Below are 20,142 nucleotides of genomic sequence, written 5' to 3'. Positions count from 1 at the left end.
CAGCACCTGATGAAAGGACCATTGGTGTCCACCACCCCCGTTACGCCCGGACTGGCGGCCATGCAGGTCGCGGAACCCGGCCAGCCGCTGAACCTCGTTCACAGGGCCCTGACCGCGACCCCGCCTGGCCACGTACGGGTTGACGTTGCCGCCACAGGCATGTGTCACGCCGATATCGGCACAGCACGCGCCAGGGGGAAGGGTGTCACCTTTCCTGTGACGCCCGGCCACGAAGCCGCCGGGACTATCGCAGAGATCGGTGAAGGCGTCACCAGTTGGGAATCTGGGAACCGAGTAGCTGTGGGCTGGTTCGGTGGCAGCTGCGGCCAATGTACATATTGCAGGCGCGGTGACGTCGTTCACTGTCCGCAACGGAAGATCCCCGGACTGTCCTACCCCGGCGGATGGGCCCAGACCATCACCGTCCCGGCAGACGCCCTCGCCAGGATCCCCGACGGCATGGCATTTACCGAGGCGGCACCAATGGGCTGCGCCGGGGTCACCACCTTCAACGCTCTCCGCGAAGCTTCCGTCCCGGCAGGCGGGACCGTAGCGGTCTTCGGCATTGGCGGCCTCGGACACCTCGCCATCCAGTTCGCCGCGAAAATGGGCTACCGCGTTGTTACCATCGCCAGGGGCGAAGAGCGCACCAAATTTGCCCACCAACTCGGCGCGCACCACTACATCGACAGCACCGCCGAGGACCCGGGAACGGCCCTCGCTGCACTCGGAGCCGCGGATCTGATCCTCTGCACTGCTCCCACAACCGGGCCCCTGGAAGGCCTCCTGCACGGACTCGCCATCCGAGGACGCCTCACCATTATTGGAGTGGACGCAGCCAGCCTCTCCATTCCGGTCGGACAACTCGTCATGAACGGGCAACTCATCACCGGCCACCTCACCGGCAGCGCTCTAGACACCGAAGAAGCCATGCGGTTCGCGCAGCTCAACGACGTGAAACCCATGACCGAACAGATGCCCCTTGCCCAAGCGAACGAAGCTCTCACCCGTCTTGCTGCGGGCGAAGCCCGCTTCCGAATTGTCCTCGACCCGACGGATGCCCCATGACCTCTCCGGATGCCTCTTACGACGTCGTCGTCATTGGAGCCGGGCTCGCTGGCCTCGTGGCAACGTACGAACTCCTCCACGCCGGCCACAAAGTCCTGTGCGTCGAAGCCCGCGACCGTGTTGGAGGACGGGCATTCAGCATCAACTCCGCAGAGGCGGGCATCGACCTCGGCGCTACATGGTTTTGGGAGAACGAACTGCGGGTCCGATCGATGCTCGAAACCCTCGGGCTCGCGAGCTTTCCCCAGTCATTGGCGGGAGACGCACTCTTCGACACCGGCCAGGATGGAAGCCGGCGGCTGCACGGCAACCCTGTTGGCTCCCCATCTCTCCGCTTCGAACGCGGAGCACATTCCCTCCCCATCGAACTGGCCCGCCGTCTTCCGGAAGGATCGCTCGCCCTGAACGAGCCTGTCGAAGCAATCACCGTCGATGGCGATGACGTCCAGATACGCACCCACAGACGGGAGCTGAGCGCACAACGTGTTGTCCTCGCCGTCCCACCCGCCCTGGCAGCGGAGTCTATTGAGTTCGTCCCAGTCCTCCCGCACGACCTCAAAGAGCTTTGTAAGCGTACTTCGGTGTGGATGGGCGGAATGATCAAGGCCGTCGCGGTCTACCCCGGCCCGTTCTGGCGCCGCATCGGCCTCTCCGGATCCGCCATCAGCCACAGTGGTCCTTTCCGTGAATTCCACGACCACAGCGGACCGGGCGGGGAGCCTGCAGCGATCTTCGGATTCGCTCCCTGCGCAGGACTCCCCCGACAAGGAACCAACGCCATTGCGCACGCATTCAACGACCAGCTTGTACGGCTGTTCGGCGCCGACGCAAGCAATCCCACCGAAATTCACGTCATGGACTGGAGCGCCGAGCCCTACACACAGCCGAGAAACCAGGAAGATGCGGGAACAAGCAGCTACGGCAACCCACTCTTCCAACAGCCCATCCATAACCGCGTACACTGGGCGTCCACCGAGACCGCGACCGCGTACGCTGGCCACCTCGAAGGAGCAGCTATCGCAGGCCGCAGTGCCGCTCAGGCGATCACTATCTCAAGGGATACCCGTTCCATGACCTCGCCCGAAATGAGATTTCATACACCGCCTACGGGCATCCCTTCCCCGGAAGTGAGTGCTCCTAAGTTGAACCGCGGCATCAGTTGGCGTACACCCCAACCTGACGTCAGGTTGGGGTGTAATTTTGCGTCAGAATAGGGCCTGTTGGGCACTTTGCGGACGGATACGACCAACAGTCTTAGGGTCCAAACTGACATGTTGGACTTTAGAGGAGTCTGCAGGTGAGGCTGCCAGGCAGGCGTACGACCCTAGCGTGCGCTCTTACGTCGCCGGGTGGTTTCCTCCCCCTGGTGTCCATCCCAGAGCCGGACCCAGTTTCCCTGCCATATCAGTAAGAATCTGCACATAGTCCTCGTGGTCAAAGCTGAACGGAAGGGCGAAGGCCACCTCGTCCACTTCCTGGAAGCCGGCGTGCGCGTACAGCTGCTCGGCGATCTGCTCGCTGGTGCCAATGAGATCAGCCGCGAACATCATGCCTTTCGGCCCCTGCGGAGCAGCAGTACGCGGGGTGCGTTCGTCCACATACCGCTGGTACTTCTCCCGCTGAGCAGGAGTCGCCGAGTCAGTCGGGATAACCACCAGACCCTGCGAAACACGCGCCCCAGCATGCCCCGTCAAAGCTGCAGCCTCACGGAACGCCCGGATCTGCGACTGCTGGACCAGGGCGAAGTCCGGCTCCTGGTCCTTGTCCGGGAAGATCACGCTGCTGGAGAGTAGATTGAAACCGTTAGCACCGGCCCACACCGCTGACTTCGTGCTGCCGGCCCCGTACCAAAGGCGGTCCCGCAGCCCGGGCGAATGAGGCTCAACGCGGTTGGAGAACTCTTCCACCACGCCCTGCTTGCCCGAGAACTCGCGCACCGGCTCACCCGCCACCAACCGCGCAAACCGCTCCACCCGGGCGTAGCTGAAGTCCTGCACCTCCGCGGTATCGGGATACAGTTCATGCTTCACGGTCTCGTACTGCATCGGCTCCCCCACGCTCACCCCGGGGTTGAGGCGTCCCCCGGCGAGCAGGTCCACGGTGGCCAGGTCCTCGGCCAGCCGCAGCGGGTTTTCCCAGCCCAGCGGAGTCACGGCCGTGCCCAGCTCGATCCGGGACGTGCGCTGGCTCGCCGCAGCCATCACCGCGACCGGGGACGAGATCCCGAACTGCAGGTGGCGGTGGCGCAGCCAGGCGCTGTCGAACCCCAGCCGCTCCCCCAGTTCGATGATCTGCAGCATGGACTCGTGGCCGGCCGCCGGATCAGCGGGATCGAACAGGCCAATGGTCAGGAACCCCAGCTTCCGCAGGGGATTGGCGGGATGCGGCATCGGCTTCCTTCGGGAGGGCGGGTGACTGAACCTCAGAATATGCGGCCCGACCCAGCGTTCTCCTGAAGCATGGCGGAACGTGACGATCTGTCAACGGAGCATGTGCGCTGCCAATGTTGACGTAATGCTTGACTCCCCCTCGTGATTCACCTTACAGTTGTGCAAGTTATACGAATAACTAGCTAGAACTTCAAGCGACCCGAGGAGGTGCCCATGGCTGGATCACGGCCAAAGTCAGGACCGACAATGCACGACGTCGCTGCTGCCGCCGGCGTCTCGCAGGCCACAGTGTCCCTGGTACTCAATTCGGCTTCAGGATCGCGGTTCTCGGAAGAGACCCGCAAAAAGGTCCGGGACGCCGTGAACCAGCTTGGCTACCGAACCAACGCTCACGCCAAGACACTGCGCGAAGGCGTGGCCGGCATGATCGGGTTCATTGGCGATACCGTTGCCACCACCCCTTTTGCCGGCGCCATCATCGAAGGCGCACAGCAGCGGGCGTGGGAGGACGGGCTGCTCCTGCTGACCGTCAATACCGGCGGCGACAAAGAGCTTGAGGCCGCGTCCCTGGACGCGATGCTCTCCTACAAGGTTGCCGGAGTGGTCTACGCGGGCATGTACCACCGCCGCCTGGATGTCCCGGAAGCGTTAGCCGGCATCCGATCCGTGGTGCTGAACTCACAGGACCGGGCCGGACGGGTTGCGAGCGTGGCTCCCGACGAAGTCAAAGGCGGAAATGCAGCCACCCGTCGACTGCTCCAAGCCGGTCATTCCCGGATCGCGATGATCAACATCGAGAGCCTTGAAAGTGAGCTGCCCGCCGCCGTCGGACGTTACGAGGGTTACCGGAAAGCACTTCAGGAAGCAGGGGTGGAACTGGATCCGGATCTGGTCCGCTTTGGCAGTGGCGGCGAGGAAGACGGCTACAAGTACGCGATGGAGCTGCTGACCTCCAGCAACCCGCCCACCGCGATTTTCTGCGCCAACGACCGCGGCGCCTGGGGCGCCTACCAGGCGGTGTCGGATTTGCGCCTGTCGATTCCTGGGGATGTGTCCATTGTGGGCTTCGATAACCAGGCAACATTGGCGCCGTTCCTCCGGCCGGGCCTGACCACCTTTGAATTGCCGTTCGTCGCCATGGGCCGGCGCGCGGTCGAGCTGATTCTCCAGGACGCGGAACCCGATGGCCGGGTCGAGCTCATGGACTGCCCTCTTATCGAACGGAACTCTGTGACTCATCCAAAGGAGATGCCATGAGCAGCCGCACCATCCCGGCGCGGCGGGGCCGTCCAGCTGCGACGCCGCTGCCGCAACGGAAAAATTCTCTTTCGCTCCGCCTCAAAAGAATTTCTCGGGCCTGGCAGTTATACGTATTACTAGCACCCGCCGTCGTCTACATCCTGGTCTTCAAGTACTGGCCCATGTACGGCGTGCAGATCGCCTTCAAGAATTACAACCCCGTGGACGGGTTCACCGACAGCCCATGGGTGGGCCTGACGCACTTCATCAGGTTCGTGAACTCCTACCAGTTCGGCCAGGTGGTCGGAAACACCCTGTGGATCGCCATCCTCGGCCTCCTGGTTGCTTTCCCCATCCCGATCATCCTGGCGCTGCTGGTCAACCAGCTGCAAAGCGAGCGGTTTAAGAAGTTCACCCAGACCGTGCTGTATTCGCCAGCCTTCATCTCCACCGTTGTGGTAGTGGGCATCATGTTTGTCCTCCTCTCCCCCAGATCCGGCTTGGTGAACAATGCCATCCAGCTGGCCGGCGTCGAGCCCGTCTTCTTCATGGGTTCAGCGGAGTGGTTCCGCCCCATCTATGTCATCTCGGATGTCTGGCAGAACGCCGGCTTCTCGATGATCGTGTACCTGGCAGCCCTCGCAGCGATTGATCCGGCACTGCATGATGCGGCAAAGGTTGACGGCGCGTCCAAATTGCAGCGCATCCGGCACATCGACCTGCCCGGCATCATGCCGGTGGTAACCATCCTGTTCATCCTCGCTATCGGCAACCTCCTGAACGTTGGTTTCGAGAAAGCGCTGCTGATGCAGACCCCGTTGAACATCTCTTCCTCGGAAATCATCCAGACCTACGTCTACCACGCAGGGCTGCAGCAAGCGCAGTTCAGCTACTCGGCCGCCATCGGCCTGTTCAACTCCCTCCTCAACCTGGTGTTGCTGCTCGTCTTCAACACGATCGCGCGCCGGGCCAACCAAGCGACCCTGTGGTGATGCCGATATGTCCGTGACTGCCAACCCCCGCACCATCGAGAACCCCACCCGGCCCGTCAGCCCCGGCCAGCGAAAGCAGAGCCTGCGTGAGAAGTACGGTGACCGTGCCTTTAGTATTGGCGCCGCCGCTGTCCTGCTGCTGTCCATCCTCGCCGTCGTTTACCCGCTGTACTTCATCGTCATCGCCTCCGTCAGCGACCCGAACGCAGTCTACGAAGGCAAGGTCTGGCTCTTCCCCTCGGGGATCACCACCGAAGGGTACGAACGGATCTTCGCCGACAGCCGGATCTGGAATGGACTGGGCAACACCCTCATTTACACCGTTCTGGGCACCGTCATCAGCGTCTCCACCATCCTCTGTGGCGCCTACGCCCTGTCCCGCAAGGACATGCCCGGCCGGAAAATTCTGATGTTGCTGTTCGTCATCACCATGTTCTTCGACGGCGGACTCATCACTAAGTACCTGGTGGTCCGCGACCTGGGCATGCTCAATACCGTCTGGGCCGTCGTACTGCCCGGAGCCGTAGGTGTCTGGAACCTGATCATCGCCAGGTCCTTCTTCGAACACACCATTCCGAATGAACTGCGCGAAGCCGCCCAGATGGACGGGGCAACCGACTTCAAGTTCTTCTTCAAAATGGTCCTCCCCCTGTCCAAACCACTGATCATGCTCATGATCATGATCCACGTCGTGGCGCACTGGAACTCGTTCTTCGACGCCCTGATCTTCCTCAACGACGACTCCAAGTACCCGCTGCAGCTTGTCCTGCGCAACATCCTTATCCAGTCCGACGTCTCATCCACCGGTACCACCGGCGGGGACATCGCCTCCTATGCCGCCGCGCAAAGGATCGCAGAGCTCACCAAGTACGCCATGATCGTCGTCTCGAGCCTGCCCCTCATGATTGCCCTGCCATTCATGCAGAAGCACTTCACCAAGGGCGCCATGATCGGCGCAGTCAAATAGCCCTCCCCACGTACCACGCCCAGGCAACCGCCCCCGGGCAACCAGCACCCCACCTCAGAATAGGAATGACCCATGGCCTTCAGCCGTAAATACGCTGCCCTCGGCGCTATCTTGGCCGGAACATTGACGTTCACCGCCTGCTCCGGCGGCGGCTCCCACTCCACGGAGGTCAAAGACGCCTCCGCCGACTTCGGTTTCCAGGAAACCGGCTTCCCGATCGTCAGCAAGCAACTGGACCTGAAGTTCTCAGGGACCAAGACCGCCCTGGCGCCGGACTACAACACCATGACGGTGGTGAAGGACTGGGAAAAGGCCACCAACATCCACATCAACTGGGAAAACCTCCCAGAGTCGGTGTTTCAGGAGAAGAAGAACCTAATCCTCGCCAGCGGCGACCTGCCCGACGCGTTCTTCAACACCGGCCTGACCGACGCGGAGATCGCCACCTACTCTGCCAGCGGCACCCTCATCCCACTCGAGGGCCTCATCGAGAAGAACGCCCCCAACCTCTCCAAACTGCTCTCCGAACGGGCCGACATTAAGGCCGCCATCACCTCCTCGGACGGGCACATCTACTCCCTGCCTTCAGTCGAGGAACTCGGCCTGGTCCAGTTCCCCCACGCCCTGGCCATCAACACGTCATGGCTGAAGAAACTGAACATCCCGATGCCCAAGACCATCGGTGAGTTCCATGACGCGCTGCTCGCCTTCAAGAACCAGGACGCCTCCGGGACCGGCCGCACCATCCCCCTGAGCTTCATCCCCGGCTCCTGGTGCGGAGACATTGTTGACCTGATCGCCGCCCTGGGCGGGGTGCCGGACAACATGGACCACCGCATTGTCCAGGACGACAAGGTCATCTTTACGGCCACCCAGGACGGCTACAAGAAGGCCCTCCAGACCCTGCACGAGTGGTACCAGGAAGGCCTGATCGATCCCGAGTCCTTCTCGCAGGACGACAAGGCCTACCTGGCCAAGGGCAAAGCCGCGACCGAAAACCTCGGCTCTTTTGTGTGGTGGGAAATCCCCGAGATGGTGGGCGCAGACCGCACCAAGGACTATGCCCTCGTCCCCGTACTGGAAGGGGCTGATGGCAAGCGGATCGCCAGCCAGTCGAATAACCAGGAAATCGCCCGCGGTGCCTTCGCCATCACCCGGGCAAACAAATACCCGGCTGCCACCATGCGGTGGGCCGACAACCTTTACGACCCCATCCAGTCAGCCCAGGCCAACTGGGGTCCGATCGGCGAGACCCTGCAAAAGGACGCCAGCGGCCTGCTGACCCAGGTGCCGGCGCCGGCAGGCACCAGCGAAGGCGAACGCCGCCAAAAAGTTGCCCCCGGCGGCCCGAAGGCCAACACCGCTGAAAACTTCAAGACTGTCGTCGCCCCGGAACCGCGGGCAGCGGAACGCCAGAAGACCGTCAACGAGCTCTACAAACCCTTCGCCGGCAATGACGGATACCCGCCGGTGGCCCTGTCAAACGAGGAACTCCAGCAGATCAGCACCATCCAGACTGACGTCACTTCCCTGGTGAAGCAAAACACTGCCAAGTGGATCGTCTCGGGAGGTATCGAGCAGGAATGGGACGGATACGTCTCCCAGCTCAAGAACGTCGGAGTCGACAAGATGATCGAGGTCTACCAGCAGGCCTACGACCGCTACAAGAAGAACTCCTAGCTCCAACCAGTGGGGTGGGCCGGCTCCAGAGCGGCCCACCCCACTGCCGGGTACCCGTATACGCGGATGCTCCCAAAATCTGAACCTGCACAGAAACGAGACACAGCCTTCATGACTGCCGCCACCGCCACGACAGCCGAAACGTTCCGGCCGGCCCTGCACTACGCCGCACGGAACACCTGGCTCAATGACCCCAACGGCCTGATCTTCCATGAAGGCGTCTACCACCTGTATTACCAGAACAACCCCCTGGACAAGGTCTGGGGAAACATGTCTTGGGGACACGCCACCTCAACCGACCTGCTCACCTGGACAGAGCACCCCGTCGCCATCAGCTGCGACGAGAATGAGGACATCTTCTCCGGCAGCATCGTCTACGACCGGAGCAACACCAGCGGTTTCGGCACCGAGGCCGTCCCCCCGCTCGTGGCCATTTACACCAGCGCCTTCAAACCCGGCTCCGGGCATGAGGGCGTCCAGGCGCAGTCCCTGGCCTACAGCCTGGACGGCGGCTACACCTGGACCAAGCACACGGGCAGCCCGGTGCTGGACCGCCATTCCGCAGAGTTCCGCGACCCCAAAGTCATAAAGTACGACGGCGGTGCGGGCACCTACTGGGTGATGGTCGCCGTCGAAGCCAAAGACTTCCAGGTGGTCCTGTACAAGTCCGACGACCTGAAGAACTGGGAACTGCTGAGCACCTTCGGCCCGGCGAACGCCACCGGCGGCGTCTGGGAATGCCCCGACCTTTTCCAGTTGCCCGTGGACGGAGACCCGGAAGACCTCAAGTGGGTCCTGACCGTCAACCTCAACCCCGGCGGACCCAACAGCGGCTCGGCCGGCCAATACTTCGTCGGCGATTTCGACGGGACCACCTTTACCTCTGCCACAACCGTCACCGAAGGCCAGCAGGACCCCAGCAGGCTGGCTGAATATCAGTGGCTCGACTGGGGGCGGGACTATTACGCCGCCGTCTCCTTCAGCGACGCCCCCGACAACCGCCGCCTCATGATCGCCTGGATGAACAACTGGGAATACGCCCAGCGCATCCCCACATCACCCTGGCGCAGCCCCATGTCCCTGGCCCGCGAGGTGACGCTCGCAGCCGTTGACGGCAACCTTCGCCTTGTCCAGCAACCAGTGGGCGACTGGTCAACCCGGGCTGACTCCTCCCGGGATTTCAGTCTGTCCCGAACCACTATCTCCGACGCCGTGCAGCTCCTGGATGGCGCCGCCGGCGCAGTCCAGCGCATCGAAGTCACGTTCACCCCCGGAACTGCCGGCGAATTCGGCCTCATTCTCCGTGGCGACGGCGTGGTCGGAACCCGTGTGGCGGTCCGCCCTGAAGAAGGATTTCTGGTCATTGACCGGCGGCAATCGGGCCAAACGGACTTCCACGAATCCTTCCCATCCATCGATACCGCCCCCGTCAGCACAAAAAACGGTTCCTACCAGCTCACCATTTTCGTGGACCACTGCTCTGTCGAAGTCTTTGCCCAGGGCGGCCACGTCACCATGACCGAACTGATCTTTCCGGCAGAGACCAGCACCGGCCTGGCTGTCTACGCGACCGGCGGCTCAGCAACCATCAACCGCCTTCAGGTCACACAGTTCGCATAGGACGCGGGAAGCCGGGAATGACAGAAATGCACGAGTACGGGAAGCCGAACCCCGCACCCCAGGCGCTGGACGCCGTCGTCATCGGGGAAGCCCTGATTGACATCGTCACCACATCCGATGGCACCAACGAGCACCCCGGCGGATCCCCCGCCAATGTGGCTTACGGCCTGGCCCGGCTGGGAATCAACACCGGGCTGCTCACCGCCATCGGCGATGATCCCCGCGGCGCGGCACTCGAGCAGCACCTTGCCGGCGGCGGAGTGAAGCTCATGCCCGGCTCCCGCTCACTGGAGAAAACCTCGACGGCGGCAGCCACCATCACCCCGGATGGCTCGGCCAGCTACGCCTTCGATATCACATGGGACCCCGCGCCGCTCGACCTGTCACATACCCCGCCCAAGGTCCTTCACACCGGCTCCATCGCAAGTTCCCTGGCCCCGGGCTCCAAAAGCGTCAAAGCCATCCTCCAGCAACTCCGCGACAAGTGCACCATCACCTACGATCCCAATATCAGGCCGGACCTGCTCGGCAGCCAAGCCGAAGAACGACGCAATTTCGAAGAGCTGGTCTACCTCGCAGACGTGGTCAAACTCAGCGACGAGGACGCTGCGTGGCTCTACCCGCACAGGGACGTGGAACAGGCAGCCGACCACATCCTGGGCCTGGGAGCGGACCTGGCCGTCATAACCAGGGGTTCGTCCGGCTCGCTGCTGGCTGCAACATCAAGCCGCGTCCACGTCCCGGCCGTGAAGACCATCGTCGCGGATACCATCGGCGCCGGTGACTCCTACATGTCCGCACTGATTCTGGGACTCCTCAACCGTGGAGCCAACGGTTACGCACCCTCCGTCCTGGAGCAGCTGGGGCGAACGGCCGCCGCGGCGGCGGCAATCACGGTGTCCAGGCCCGGCGCCAATCCCCCGACCGCAGAAGAGCTCCGCTCCCGGCTTCAGTAGACTCGCCACAAGCCAGCGACGGCGCCGGCACGGGAGGAACATATGTCACTGCAGGAAATCGAGTTCACGTCGGCCAACGGCCGCGACACCATCCAGGCGTGGGTCTACGAACCCATCGGCCAGCCCAAGGCGATCGTGCAACTGATCCACGGGCTGGGCGAGCACTCCCGCCGCTACCTCCACCTGATCTCCACCCTGGTGGACGCGGGGTTCATCGTGGTGGCCGGCGACCACTCCGGGCACGGCCGCACCGCAATGCAGCAGGGCACCTGGGGCGACGCCGGCGAGGACGCCGCCAGCGTAGTGGTTGCCGATGAGGTCACCCTCCAGGCCAAGGCCAAAGAAGCCCTCCCCTCGCTTCCCTACGTCGTGTTCGGCCACAGCTGGGGCTCCATGATTGCCCGCGGGATGGCCGTGGACCCGCGGACACAGCTGTCCGGCCTGGTCCTCTGCGGCATCGCCGCCCAGATGCGCGGCATCGAGAAAATGGTCGACCGTCCCGAACTGGCCAGGCTTGCCTCCGGCGAGCGCGGTGCAGAGCCGGCACCCCAGGAACTGGTGGCCCAGTTGTTCGACGGCTTCCTGGGCCGCTTCGGCGAAGGTGCCGGACCTACCGCTTGGGTGGCGCTGAATGCGGACGTGGTGGCCGACCACGGCCGGGACCCCTTCAACAACTTCGGCGCACCCCTGAGCGCCCGCTTCCTGCAGGGCTTCGTGGACCTCTACGACCAGGTCACCTCCGACGACTGGTACAAACAGCTCCCCGCCGAACTCCCCGTCCTGATCCTCGCCGGCGACCAGGACCCCGTGACCAACTACGGCGAGGGCGCCTACCACGTGGCCAACCGCCTGGCCGATTCGGGCCACGCGGACGTCCGCACCCGCGTCTTCCCAGGCGTCCGGCACGAGGTGCACAACGAACCCACCACCCGAGCCGAGACGGAGCGCGAGACGGTCGAGTTCATCCAGCGAGTCGTCGGCAGCTGACGGTCCCCAAGCACCTCCCGCGGAAGGTACGACGACGGCACTCGCCCGCGCCGTCGTCGTCCCTTCCAGCCCGGCAAATTCAGCCCTCTGCTGCTTGCTTCAACAGCTTCCGGATCCGTTCCACTGTCGTGTCGATGCCTCCCGTCGACTCGACCATCAGGCCGGATTCGTCGTTGTGGAGTTCCTCCAGGGTTTCCAGCTGGGAGGTGAGCAGCGACGCCGGCATGAAGTGGCCGGGGCGTTGGGTGAGGCGGTCCTGCAGTGCCGGCCTGTCGGCTTGCAGCAGGATGAACGCCGTGTCCGGCGCGGCCGCACGGATGGCATCCCGGTAGCTTCTTTTCAGAGCTGAGCAGGCAACAATGGTTGCGTTTTCCGTGCTGGCGGACAGCTGGGTACCCACGAGGTGGAGCCACGGCCACCGGTCCTCATCCGTGAGGGGAACACCTGCGGCCATTTTTCTGACGTTTGCTTCGGGGTGCAGGGTGTCGCCATCGATGAAGCTGGCCCCGAGCTGGCTGGCGAGCGCCTGGCCCACGGAGGATTTTCCGGCACCGGAGACCCCCATGACCACGATGCTTTGGGGCATTAGAGGGCGCCTTGCCGGGCGGTGCCGGCGGGAATGGGAACCAGGCGGGTAACCTCGACAGGCTCCGCCAGGAGTCCTTCGAGCGAAGCGTTGAGGCGCTTGACGGCGTCCCCGACTCCGTGTGCGTCGAGCAGTTCAGCCGTCTCCCACTTCTCGATCATCACAATCTGGCCGTTGGGCGCGTCGTGGATGGCGTACAGGAGGCATCCGGGTTCTTCGTGGACCTCGGCGATGGCGGGCTCGAGGGCTGCGACAACCTGGTCGCGGGCGCCGTCGTTGGGTGTGAATACTGCTGTGACGACGATGGTCATGATGGTTCCTTAACTCGATTGTTGGTAATGCTGAGGTAGATGCCAGTGTGGTCAAGATCCCCGAGGCCATCGGTGACCATTGTTTGGAATTCCGTTCTAAGAGTGGTGGCGAGGGGCAGCGAGAGCCCGGCGTCCGCCGCGGCCTCCGTGACGAAACGCAGGTCTTTGAGCTGGTTCTTTGCCGAACCGCCGCCATGGAAATCCTCTGCGATCCAGCGGGCGCCTTTTTGTTGGAGGACCTCGGAGTTGGCCAGGCCGCCTTTGAGGATTGCCTGGACCTTTTCCAGGTCCAGGCCCGACGCCTTCGCCAACGCCATCGACTCGGACAAGGCGGCGACCGTCGCCGCCACCACGATCTGGTTGCAGGCTTTGACGATGGCCCCGGCCCCCGCCTCCCCGAACCACAGGACGGTGGAGCTGTAAAGCTCTAAAAGCGGAGTAAGCCATTGGACGACGCCAGCTGGCCCACCCGTCATGATGCTCAGCCGGCCCTGCTCCGCCCCGATGGTCCCGCCGCTGAGCGGTGCATCGATCACGATTACGCCGTAGAGGGACTTGCAGCGGGCGGCGAAGGCGGCGACCGCCGTGGGTGACACGGTGCCGTGGATGACCAGGACAGGTTCAGCCACGCCTGCGTGTGCCCATCCCGCGAGCAGGCCGTCCTCCCCTTCCAGGAGAGCTTCGACCTGGGGCAGGTCCGGCAGGACGGTGAGGACAACATCCGCGGCGGCATCGGCCGGCCGCGGGGCTACTGTCCCTCCTTCGATGGCTTCGGCCTTGTGGAGGGTCCGGTTCCACAGAGTCAGAGGAACCCCGCGGTCGATAAGGTTCCTGGCGATGGGGGCTCCCATGGGGCCGGTGCCGAGCAGTGAAACCGAGGTGCCAGGGTCAAGGGGTGAGGAAGGTCTGATTTCTGTCATGGATTAGAAGGGGATCAGGCCGGCGAGGGCGGGAAGGAAGGTGCTGAACCAGGGCACGGCGGCGAGGACGAGGAGGCCCACGAACACCGCCACCAAGTACGGCCAGAAATGCTTGAGGCTGTTTTCCACGGTTTCGCGGGCAGTGGCACAGGCGACATAGAAGCCAACCCCTGCCGGCGGGGCGAAGGAGCCGATGCCCATGGAGATGATGAGGACCATGGCATACTGCACAGGATTCACGCCGAAGTCGGTGGCGATCGGCAGGAGCAGCGGGGCGAAGATGAGCACCGCGGGGAGGCCTTCGAGCAGCTGGCCCATGATGACCAGCAGCACCACAGTGAAGAGCATGAACAGGATGGGAGAGTCACCCAGCCCGGACATCAGGTCGTGGATCTGCTGGGAGACGCCGGCCAGGGCGAGGGTCTGGGCCAGGGGTGACGCTGCCGCGATGATGAACAGCACCATGCCCGCCGTCGTCGTCGTTTCGCGCAGGGTGTCGCCGAGCAGGCGCCTGCTGCCGCGTCGGTAGGCTGCCGCGAGTACAAAGGCGTAGGCGACGGCGACCGAGGAAACTTCCGTGGGGGTGGCGAATCCGCTCAGGATCCCGACCACCATGCCGACGGGCAGCAGAAGCGTCGGCAGGGCGAAGAAGGTGGCGGAGCCGCGGGCCCGCCATGTGGCCTTGGCGCTTGGAACGCCTCCCTGCTTGCGCGCCCTCAGGAACACCATTGCCATGACCACCAGGGCGAGGAAGGCTGCCGGCACGAAGCCTGCCAGGAACAGGGTGGTGGTTGAGATGGTGGTTATGGAGCCCAGGATGAGCAGGACGATGCTGGGCGGAATGGTTTCGCCCATGATGGCAGACGCCGACAGGACGGCCACCACTTCGCCCCGCGGGTATTTACGTTCTTCGAGCATGCCGCGCATGGTGGTGCCAACGGCTGCTACGTCAGCGACTTTGGAGCCGGAGATGCCGGAGAAGATGTACATGGTGACCACCACCACCTGCAGCAGGCCGCCGCGGAGATGGCCGATCAGTGCGTCGACGAGCTTGGCCAGCGGCAGGGTAAGGCCCGCGGAGTTCATAACCGTACCGGCCAGGATGAAGAACGGGATGGCCAGCAGGACGAAGCCCTTGGCGCCGGAGGCCATGCCGATGGGGATGGCGCTGACGTCGGAAATGCCGCCCAGGTACAGGTAGATTCCGGAGGCGAGGGCCAGGACAAACGCAATGGGCAGTCCCAGGAACAGCAGGCCGAACAGGGCCACGAGGACCACCACGAGCAGGACGTTCGGGGAGGCGTAGTAGAACAGCGGCGGCGAGACGAGGACGACGGCGACGAGGGCCGCCGCGATTCCGGCACCAACGGCGGCGGGACGCCAGGGCTGCCGCCGGAGTTTGACGAGGGCAAACCACGCGATGAGGACCATGCCCACCGAGAAGGGCATATTGACCCAAAACACTGGCAGCTGAAGGATGGGGGTCTTTTCCTCAAGCTGCTGCACGAGGGTGGGAACGAACAAGGCAAGCGCACCGGCGCTCATGACAAAGACGAGCCAGTCCACAAGCGCCGCGAGGTAGGGCTTCCAGGTTGCGGGCAGGCGCATGATGAGCGCCTGGACGGACATGTGGGCGCCCTTCGGGTAGGCGATCGCACCCCCGATGAAGGCAATAGTCAGCAGGGCAATTTCGGACACCTCCTGTGTCCAAAGCACTGAGTCACCAGTGATGACACGGACGGTGATGTTCAGGAGAATGACCACGAGCTCCGCGAGAATCGCCGCCCCCACAACCCATTCGAGCGTCTTGTCGAGCCATGCTGCGCCGCTCCAGCGGGCTGGCACGTGGTCGTGGTGAAGGATTTCCTCCGCTTCGAGGGGAAGGACTTCCTCGTAGTCCTGGGGAGCAACGGTGGGTTTCATGGTGTTCCAGACTGTCGACATTGATAGCGGGATTTCGGTGGAGAGTGGGTGGGAACCCCTGGGAGGGCTCCCACCCGCCGTCGTTACTTCTTGCCGGCGAAGGCGATGGCCTGGTCGAAGAATTCCTTGCCGATGAGCTTGGAAAACTCCGGGTAGAGACTTTGGGAGGTGGCCTTGAACTCAGCGAGTCCGGACGCGCTGAGCTCGTTGGCCTTCATGCCCTTGGCCGCCAGCTCATCCAACTGCTTCTTGGACTGTTCCTCGTCGTAGCCCGTCTTGAAGGTTGCCGTTTCCTCGGAAGCGGTGGTGAGTGCCTTCTTCTGGTCATCCGTCAGTGAATCCCACTTCTTCGATGACAGGGCCAGCACCCAGGCGTCGTTGATGTGGTTGGTCATGGAGACGTATTTCTGCACCTCGGAGAACTTGTTCGTCCAAGGAACCTCAATCGGGTTTTCCTGGCCGTCGATGGTTCCGGTCTGCAGGCCGGTGAAGACTTCCGAGAAGGCCATGGTGGTGGGGCTTGCCCCCAGCTTTCCGAAGAAGTCGGTCCACAGGGTGTTGCCCGGCACCCGGATCTTCAGCCCCTTCAGGTCGGACGGCTGTTCAATCGCGCGCACAGAGTTGGTGATCTCCCGGCCGGTCCGGGTCAGGAAGGAGAGCGCCACAGTGTCCTTTGCGGCAAGCTTGTCCTTCAGGACCTTTCCGGGTTCCCCGGCGAGGAACTTTGCTTCTTCCTTCGTGTCCGCGAACAGGTAGGGGATGCTGATGCCGTTCATCTCCGGCACCACCGAGGCGTACACGGAGGTGGACAGGATGAGCCCGTCGAGCGATCCGCCCTGAAGCCGGGTGACAGCGGCATTCTGGTCTCCGCTGAAGCTCGTGCCGTTGGGTACCACGGTGACCTGGACGGAACCATTGGAGGTCTTCTTGACCTGGTCGGCAAAGTGCTGGGCGCTCACGCCGACGGAGGAGGTCAGCGGATCCGGGATGGAGAGCTGGATCTTGGCCACCGGACCGGTCTGGCCGGCGGGGGTTCCGCCGGCACAGCCGGACAGCAGGGCGGCAGCCAGGCTGGTAGCCAGTACCCCGGTGATGGCGCGGGTCTTGAGGTTCATTCGATGCCTTTCTTCATTGGAAGGATGCGGTGCTGCGCGGCAGCCACGGCGGACGGCCGAGGGCAGCGGGTTGGCTTGGAGCCAGGGGAACTGGTTCAGGAGACAGTGACGGGGGTGGCGATGAGCGCTTCGGTTTCCCGGCGGAGTTCCAGCGCCTGGGACAGGGAGTCATCAATGATGACATCGTCCCAACCAACGATCGCTCCCTTGGGCACATCGTTACGCAGCTCCACATGGTGTGCCAGGGCGACCGGCAGGGCGCCGGTAGCAACCGAGTGCTTCGCGGAAACCAGCTTGCCCCAGACCGTGAAGCCACCCTCGCCGTCGAGGAATTCCCCGGCCTTGAGATCCTTCTTGGCGGTGGCCACCACGTCACCGTAGAAACCGACCGGCCCGCCGGTGGGGATGCCGCGGAGGGCTGCGTTGGCAATGGACATGTTCAGTTCGAGGCCGACGTAGTGGTACGGGCGGTACAGGGCGGCGTACTGGCCGGTGGGGTCCGGGTGCCAGGGGTATTCGTTGAAGCAGCCGGAGACGTAATCGTTGGTTGCCTTGACCACGACGAAGACGCCTTCCTGGGTGTTGTGGCTGATCCAGCTGCCGTCGCGGTTGACGCTGGACATGACGTCGACGCTTCCCTCATGGGCAAGGGAACCACCGACGGCGGCAGGGCGGCAGATCGTCGCGATCTCCTCAACGTTGCCGGGCGTGAAGCTCAGGCCGGAATCGGAGGGTGCGAGCCCTGCTCCGTTGGCAACCGCTGCCATTTCGATGGCTGCCTTGGTCCCGTCGCGGAAGGAGGTGTGCATGTAGGGGTTCAGCTGGCCGGAGTCCGTCAGTTCCTTGGAGAACTCCCAGTTTTCCCAGACGTTGTCCGGGTTCATCTCGTGGTAGTGCTCCAGGTATTTGGCGCCCTTGCCGGCGCAGACCACGTCAAAGCCGCTGGTGCGGGCCCAGTCGACGAGTTCCATGATGAGGGCCGGTTGGTCCCCATAAGCCATGGAGTAGACGACCCCTGCTTCCTCGGCCCGCTTGGCCAGCGCCGGGCCGGCGAGGGCATCGGCTTCGACGGTGACCATGATGATGTGCTTCTTGGTTTCGATCGCCTTCAGGGCGTGCTTGATGCCGACGATCGGGTTGCCGGTGGCTTCGACAATGACGTCAATGTCGACGTCGAACAGCTCATCGGCATTCGCAACGATGGCCGTGGATCGGTCCCGCAAAGCTGTGGCGATGTCCGGAGCAACCTGCGCTGCAGGCCACTCCACCAGCTCGAAGGCGCCTTGGGCCCGCTTGACGTTGATATCGGCGATCGCGACGACGTGGATGCCGGGAATGTTGTTGGCCTGGGCCAGGTACATGGTCCCGTAGCGGCCGGCGCCAATCAGTCCAACACGGATGGGACGCGCTTGCTGCTCGCGCTCGCTGAGGAGTTTATGAAGGTTCACGGAATCTCTCTAAGGGGTGCCTGGCGAAAGAAAGCACCTCCGGCAGGCCGGATGGCACAACTTCTTTGTCGCATTCGGTAGGGAAAACTATCCGGAGTGGAACCGGTTCCACTTTTGTACCAGCCGCTGGTAAGCTGTGTCAACGATCACCTTCCCGGCCCTTCGTAATGAAGCGAACCGGCAAAGGGATGGCGTAGGTAATGACGACGAGGGCTTGTGTCTCAAGGAGGAGCGGTGCGCAAAGCGCCTACTATTCGCGATGTGGCGGCGGCTGCAGGAGTGTCCGTCTCCGTGGTCTCACGGGTCCTTAACCCGGATTCGGGGCCGGTGGCGCCTACTAAAAGGCAGGAAGTCCTGCGGGTCATCGACGAACTGGGGTACCGGCCCAGGGCGGCCGCGCGAGAGCTCAGCGCGGGGCACGCACTCACCATCGGCCTGGTGGTCACCGACCTCTCCAACCCGTTTTTCGCCCGCCTGGCCGACAGGATCGTCTGGGAAGCGCGCAGCCATGGCGTCCAGGTGGTGTTGATGACCACGCAGGAAGATCCGCACCTGGAGGCGGACTCCCTGGACACCCTGCTCGACCGGTCCGTGAGCGGCGTTATTGCCACTCCCACCGGGGGCAACATTGAAAAATGGAGGCGCCTGCGGGACCTCGGCGTCAACGTCGTCTTCATCGACCGTGCCATCGAGGAACTCGAAGACGTCGACGTCGTGAGCATCGAGAACTTCGACTCGGCCCAACGCTCAACCGAGCATCTCCTAAGCCTCGGCCACACCCGGATCGGGCTGATCACGGGCCCGCTCACCACCTCCACCGGAAGTGCCAGGCTGAACGGCTACAAGGCCGCCCACCAGAACGCAGACCTGCCCGTAGACCCCACGCTTATCCGTGACGTGCCTTTCCGCGGGGACGCTGGTGGCGGCGCCGTCGGATCACTGCTTGCGATGCGTCAACCGCCAACGGCACTCATCGTTGCCAATACCGCACAAGTGCAAAGTGCCGTCCGGCGGCTCGTCCAGATGGGCATCGACATCCCGGACGAGCTTTCCCTCATTGTCTTTGACGACAATCCCTGGACCGAACTGACCACTCCCCCGTTGAGCGTCATCCGCCAGCCGCTCGACATGCTTGCCGTTCACGCCATCGAGCTGGTCCTCGGGCGGATGCAGGGGAAGCTGCCGGATGGGGCACGGCGCATCGAGGTCAAAGCCGACTACCTGCCGCGCAACAGCTGCGCACCCCTCATCCTGTCAAGCGCTCGCTAGGGTCCGATTCGGCGAAGAGCTCTTTGCGCGGTTCCGGTCCAGGATCAGCGCGAGGGCAATTCCGAACATCCAGACGTCCTTCGCCAGCGCGGTGCCTTGCCGGCTTGGCCGGATCCCGTCCGCCAAAGTCATTTCCGGAATTCTTCGATACATGGTGAGAAGGGACCCGGAGAAGAGGCCAAGGCCCAGCCCGGCCAGCCGGCTCGGCACGAACGGCGCCAGGAGCGTTGCGCCCAAGGTCATCTCGGCGTAGCTGAGCAGCTTTCCAAACGTTTCCGGCTCCATCCGGGCCAGCTGCGGGTACACCTTGGCCCCCATGCTCTGCATTTGCGCGGCGCTGTCCTTGTCCAGGTTCCGCTTGCTGTAGCCGGCGTTCAATATGAAGGCTCCGGTGGCCAGGCGGAGGGGAATGTGGCTCAGTTTCATCATTAAAGTTTAGTCCTGCATCTCCGGACCGGCCTAGGAACTATACGCCCACTGCTCCCGCACCGTCAGCTGCAGCCTGACGGTCCCAAGCGAAGCACCTTCCATGGAAGGGTCGACGACGGCACTGCCAGCGTGGAGGCTCTATTCCATTGAAGGGCAGACCTCCGAACCGATAACAAACCAAGGGGTCAAGAAGCTCTCTGTGTGATCATCCAGCGAATACCCCCCTTTTGCAGAGAACCCCT

General features: G+C 63.4%; 18 protein-coding genes. 10 read left to right on the top strand and 8 right to left on the bottom strand.

Annotation, left to right across the window (positions count from 1 at the left end; all coding sequences use genetic code 11):
- Nucleotides 1–24 precede the first annotated feature (24 nt).
- Both ACTHQS_RS05275 and ACTHQS_RS05270 read left to right on the top strand, forming a co-directional pair.
- Complete coding sequence (locus ACTHQS_RS05275) at nt 25–1,068, top strand: alcohol dehydrogenase catalytic domain-containing protein (RefSeq protein ID WP_440166733.1); 1,044 nt, start codon at nt 25–27, stop codon at nt 1,066–1,068.
- On the top strand, nt 1,065–2,282 hold the full coding sequence (locus tag ACTHQS_RS05270) for a flavin monoamine oxidase family protein (RefSeq protein ID WP_440166732.1): 1,218 nt from the start codon (nt 1,065–1,067) through the stop codon (nt 2,280–2,282). Before ACTHQS_RS05275 ends, ACTHQS_RS05270 begins: the two co-directional genes overlap by 4 nt.
- A gap of 123 nt (nt 2,283–2,405) precedes the next feature.
- On the opposite strand, the gene ACTHQS_RS05265 is transcribed toward ACTHQS_RS05270, so the two are convergent.
- The gene (locus ACTHQS_RS05265; RefSeq protein ID WP_440166731.1) at nt 2,406–3,458 is read right to left on the bottom strand and encodes an LLM class flavin-dependent oxidoreductase; all 1,053 of its coding nucleotides are present in this window, start codon (nt 3,456–3,458) and stop codon (nt 2,406–2,408) included.
- A gap of 246 nt (nt 3,459–3,704) precedes the next feature.
- On the opposite strand from ACTHQS_RS05265, the gene ACTHQS_RS05260 reads away from it, so the two are divergent.
- The 7 genes from ACTHQS_RS05260 to ACTHQS_RS05230 all read left to right on the top strand — a co-directional run bounded on the left by ACTHQS_RS05260 (nt 3,705) and on the right by ACTHQS_RS05230 (nt 11,899).
- Nucleotides 3,705–4,715 carry a LacI family DNA-binding transcriptional regulator gene (locus ACTHQS_RS05260; protein ID WP_440166730.1) on the top strand — a complete coding sequence of 337 codons (1,011 nt, stop codon included), beginning with the start codon at nt 3,705–3,707 and terminating at the stop codon, nt 4,713–4,715.
- Nucleotides 4,712–5,689, top strand: coding sequence for an ABC transporter permease (locus ACTHQS_RS05255; protein ID WP_440166728.1), 978 nt, complete (start codon nt 4,712–4,714; stop codon nt 5,687–5,689). The genes ACTHQS_RS05260 and ACTHQS_RS05255 overlap by 4 nt, the downstream gene beginning before the upstream one ends.
- A 7-nt stretch (nt 5,690–5,696) precedes the next feature.
- The gene (locus ACTHQS_RS05250; RefSeq protein WP_440166726.1) at nt 5,697–6,656 is read left to right on the top strand and encodes a carbohydrate ABC transporter permease; all 960 of its coding nucleotides are present in this window, start codon (nt 5,697–5,699) and stop codon (nt 6,654–6,656) included.
- Between the two features lie 72 nt (nt 6,657–6,728).
- The gene (locus tag ACTHQS_RS05245; RefSeq protein ID WP_440166723.1) at nt 6,729–8,336 is read left to right on the top strand and encodes an ABC transporter substrate-binding protein; all 1,608 of its coding nucleotides are present in this window, start codon (nt 6,729–6,731) and stop codon (nt 8,334–8,336) included.
- Between the two features lie 111 nt (nt 8,337–8,447).
- Nucleotides 8,448–9,956, top strand: a complete 1,509-nt coding sequence (locus ACTHQS_RS05240) for a glycoside hydrolase family 32 protein (RefSeq protein ID WP_440166721.1) — start codon at nt 8,448–8,450, stop codon at nt 9,954–9,956.
- Nucleotides 9,957–9,982: 26 nt separating this feature from the next.
- Nucleotides 9,983–10,912, top strand: a complete 930-nt coding sequence (locus tag ACTHQS_RS05235) for a carbohydrate kinase family protein (protein ID WP_440167407.1) — start codon at nt 9,983–9,985, stop codon at nt 10,910–10,912.
- A 42-nt stretch (nt 10,913–10,954) separates the two neighbouring features.
- Nucleotides 10,955–11,899 (top strand): alpha/beta fold hydrolase, encoded by a 945-nt coding sequence (locus ACTHQS_RS05230; RefSeq protein ID WP_440166719.1) that lies wholly within the window; start codon nt 10,955–10,957, stop codon nt 11,897–11,899.
- Nucleotides 11,900–11,978: 79 nt separating this feature from the next.
- Here the strand turns inward: ACTHQS_RS05230 and ACTHQS_RS05225 are convergent, their stop codons facing one another.
- The 6 genes from ACTHQS_RS05225 to ACTHQS_RS05200 form a co-directional block, all read right to left on the bottom strand.
- The gene (locus ACTHQS_RS05225; RefSeq protein WP_440166717.1) at nt 11,979–12,485 is read right to left on the bottom strand and encodes a gluconokinase; all 507 of its coding nucleotides are present in this window, start codon (nt 12,483–12,485) and stop codon (nt 11,979–11,981) included.
- Nucleotides 12,485–12,796, bottom strand: a complete 312-nt coding sequence (locus tag ACTHQS_RS05220) for a putative quinol monooxygenase (RefSeq protein ID WP_440166715.1) — start codon at nt 12,794–12,796, stop codon at nt 12,485–12,487. Before ACTHQS_RS05220 ends, ACTHQS_RS05225 begins: the two co-directional genes overlap by 1 nt.
- Nucleotides 12,793–13,716, bottom strand: a complete 924-nt coding sequence (locus ACTHQS_RS05215) for an NAD(P)-dependent oxidoreductase (RefSeq protein WP_440166713.1) — start codon at nt 13,714–13,716, stop codon at nt 12,793–12,795. Before ACTHQS_RS05215 ends, ACTHQS_RS05220 begins: the two co-directional genes overlap by 4 nt.
- Before the next feature lie 3 nt (nt 13,717–13,719).
- Entirely contained in the window at nt 13,720–15,639 is a 1,920-nt protein-coding gene (locus ACTHQS_RS05210) for a TRAP transporter large permease (RefSeq protein ID WP_440166711.1), read from the bottom strand.
- Nucleotides 15,640–15,722: 83 nt separating this feature from the next.
- Nucleotides 15,723–16,754 carry a DctP family TRAP transporter solute-binding subunit gene (locus ACTHQS_RS05205; RefSeq protein ID WP_440166709.1) on the bottom strand — a complete coding sequence of 344 codons (1,032 nt, stop codon included), beginning with the start codon at nt 16,752–16,754 and terminating at the stop codon, nt 15,723–15,725.
- Nucleotides 16,755–16,849: 95 nt separating this feature from the next.
- Entirely contained in the window at nt 16,850–18,202 is a 1,353-nt protein-coding gene (locus tag ACTHQS_RS05200; protein WP_440166707.1) for an NAD(P)H-dependent oxidoreductase, read from the bottom strand.
- Between the two features lie 234 nt (nt 18,203–18,436).
- Between ACTHQS_RS05200 and ACTHQS_RS05195 the strand changes: the two genes are divergently transcribed.
- Nucleotides 18,437–19,471 (top strand): LacI family DNA-binding transcriptional regulator, encoded by a 1,035-nt coding sequence (locus tag ACTHQS_RS05195; RefSeq protein ID WP_440166706.1) that lies wholly within the window; start codon nt 18,437–18,439, stop codon nt 19,469–19,471.
- Here the strand turns inward: ACTHQS_RS05195 and ACTHQS_RS05190 are convergent.
- A complete protein-coding gene (locus tag ACTHQS_RS05190) occupies nt 19,457–19,897 on the bottom strand; it encodes a hypothetical protein (RefSeq protein WP_440166704.1) in 441 nt (146 codons plus the stop codon). The genes ACTHQS_RS05195 and ACTHQS_RS05190 overlap by 15 nt on opposite strands.
- Between the last annotated feature and the right edge of the window lie 245 nt (nt 19,898–20,142).

It is taken from the genome of Arthrobacter sp. SAFR-044 (genome assembly GCF_051965175.1).
Classification (GTDB): domain Bacteria; phylum Actinomycetota; class Actinomycetes; order Actinomycetales; family Micrococcaceae; genus Arthrobacter.
Note: the sequence above shows the minus strand (reverse complement) of the source record. Positions and strands in the feature narration are given on the sequence as shown.

Bases quoted from the DNA above. Each gene is read 5' to 3' on its own strand.
- ACTHQS_RS05210 (WP_440166711.1), bottom strand. From the start codon at position 15,639: ATGAAACCCACCGTTGCTCCCCAGGACTACGAGGAAGTCCTTCCCCTC.
- ACTHQS_RS05190 (WP_440166704.1), bottom strand. From the start codon at position 19,897: ATGAAACTGAGCCACATTCCCCTCCGCCTGGCCACCGGAGCCTTCATA.
- ACTHQS_RS05255 (WP_440166728.1), top strand. From the start codon at position 4,712: ATGAGCAGCCGCACCATCCCGGCGCGGCGGGGCCGTCCAGCTGCGACG.
- ACTHQS_RS05265 (WP_440166731.1), bottom strand. From the start codon at position 3,458: ATGCCGCATCCCGCCAATCCCCTGCGGAAGCTGGGGTTCCTGACCATT.
- ACTHQS_RS05250 (WP_440166726.1), top strand. From the start codon at position 5,697: ATGTCCGTGACTGCCAACCCCCGCACCATCGAGAACCCCACCCGGCCC.
- ACTHQS_RS05270 (WP_440166732.1), top strand. From the start codon at position 1,065: ATGACCTCTCCGGATGCCTCTTACGACGTCGTCGTCATTGGAGCCGGG.
- ACTHQS_RS05230 (WP_440166719.1), top strand. From the start codon at position 10,955: ATGTCACTGCAGGAAATCGAGTTCACGTCGGCCAACGGCCGCGACACC.
- ACTHQS_RS05240 (WP_440166721.1), top strand. From the start codon at position 8,448: ATGACTGCCGCCACCGCCACGACAGCCGAAACGTTCCGGCCGGCCCTG.
- ACTHQS_RS05220 (WP_440166715.1), bottom strand. From the start codon at position 12,796: ATGACCATCGTCGTCACAGCAGTATTCACACCCAACGACGGCGCCCGC.
- ACTHQS_RS05225 (WP_440166717.1), bottom strand. From the start codon at position 12,485: ATGCCCCAAAGCATCGTGGTCATGGGGGTCTCCGGTGCCGGAAAATCC.
- ACTHQS_RS05215 (WP_440166713.1), bottom strand. From the start codon at position 13,716: ATGACAGAAATCAGACCTTCCTCACCCCTTGACCCTGGCACCTCGGTT.
- ACTHQS_RS05245 (WP_440166723.1), top strand. From the start codon at position 6,729: ATGGCCTTCAGCCGTAAATACGCTGCCCTCGGCGCTATCTTGGCCGGA.
- ACTHQS_RS05235 (WP_440167407.1), top strand. From the start codon at position 9,983: ATGCACGAGTACGGGAAGCCGAACCCCGCACCCCAGGCGCTGGACGCC.
- ACTHQS_RS05260 (WP_440166730.1), top strand. From the start codon at position 3,705: ATGCACGACGTCGCTGCTGCCGCCGGCGTCTCGCAGGCCACAGTGTCC.
- ACTHQS_RS05205 (WP_440166709.1), bottom strand. From the start codon at position 16,754: ATGAACCTCAAGACCCGCGCCATCACCGGGGTACTGGCTACCAGCCTG.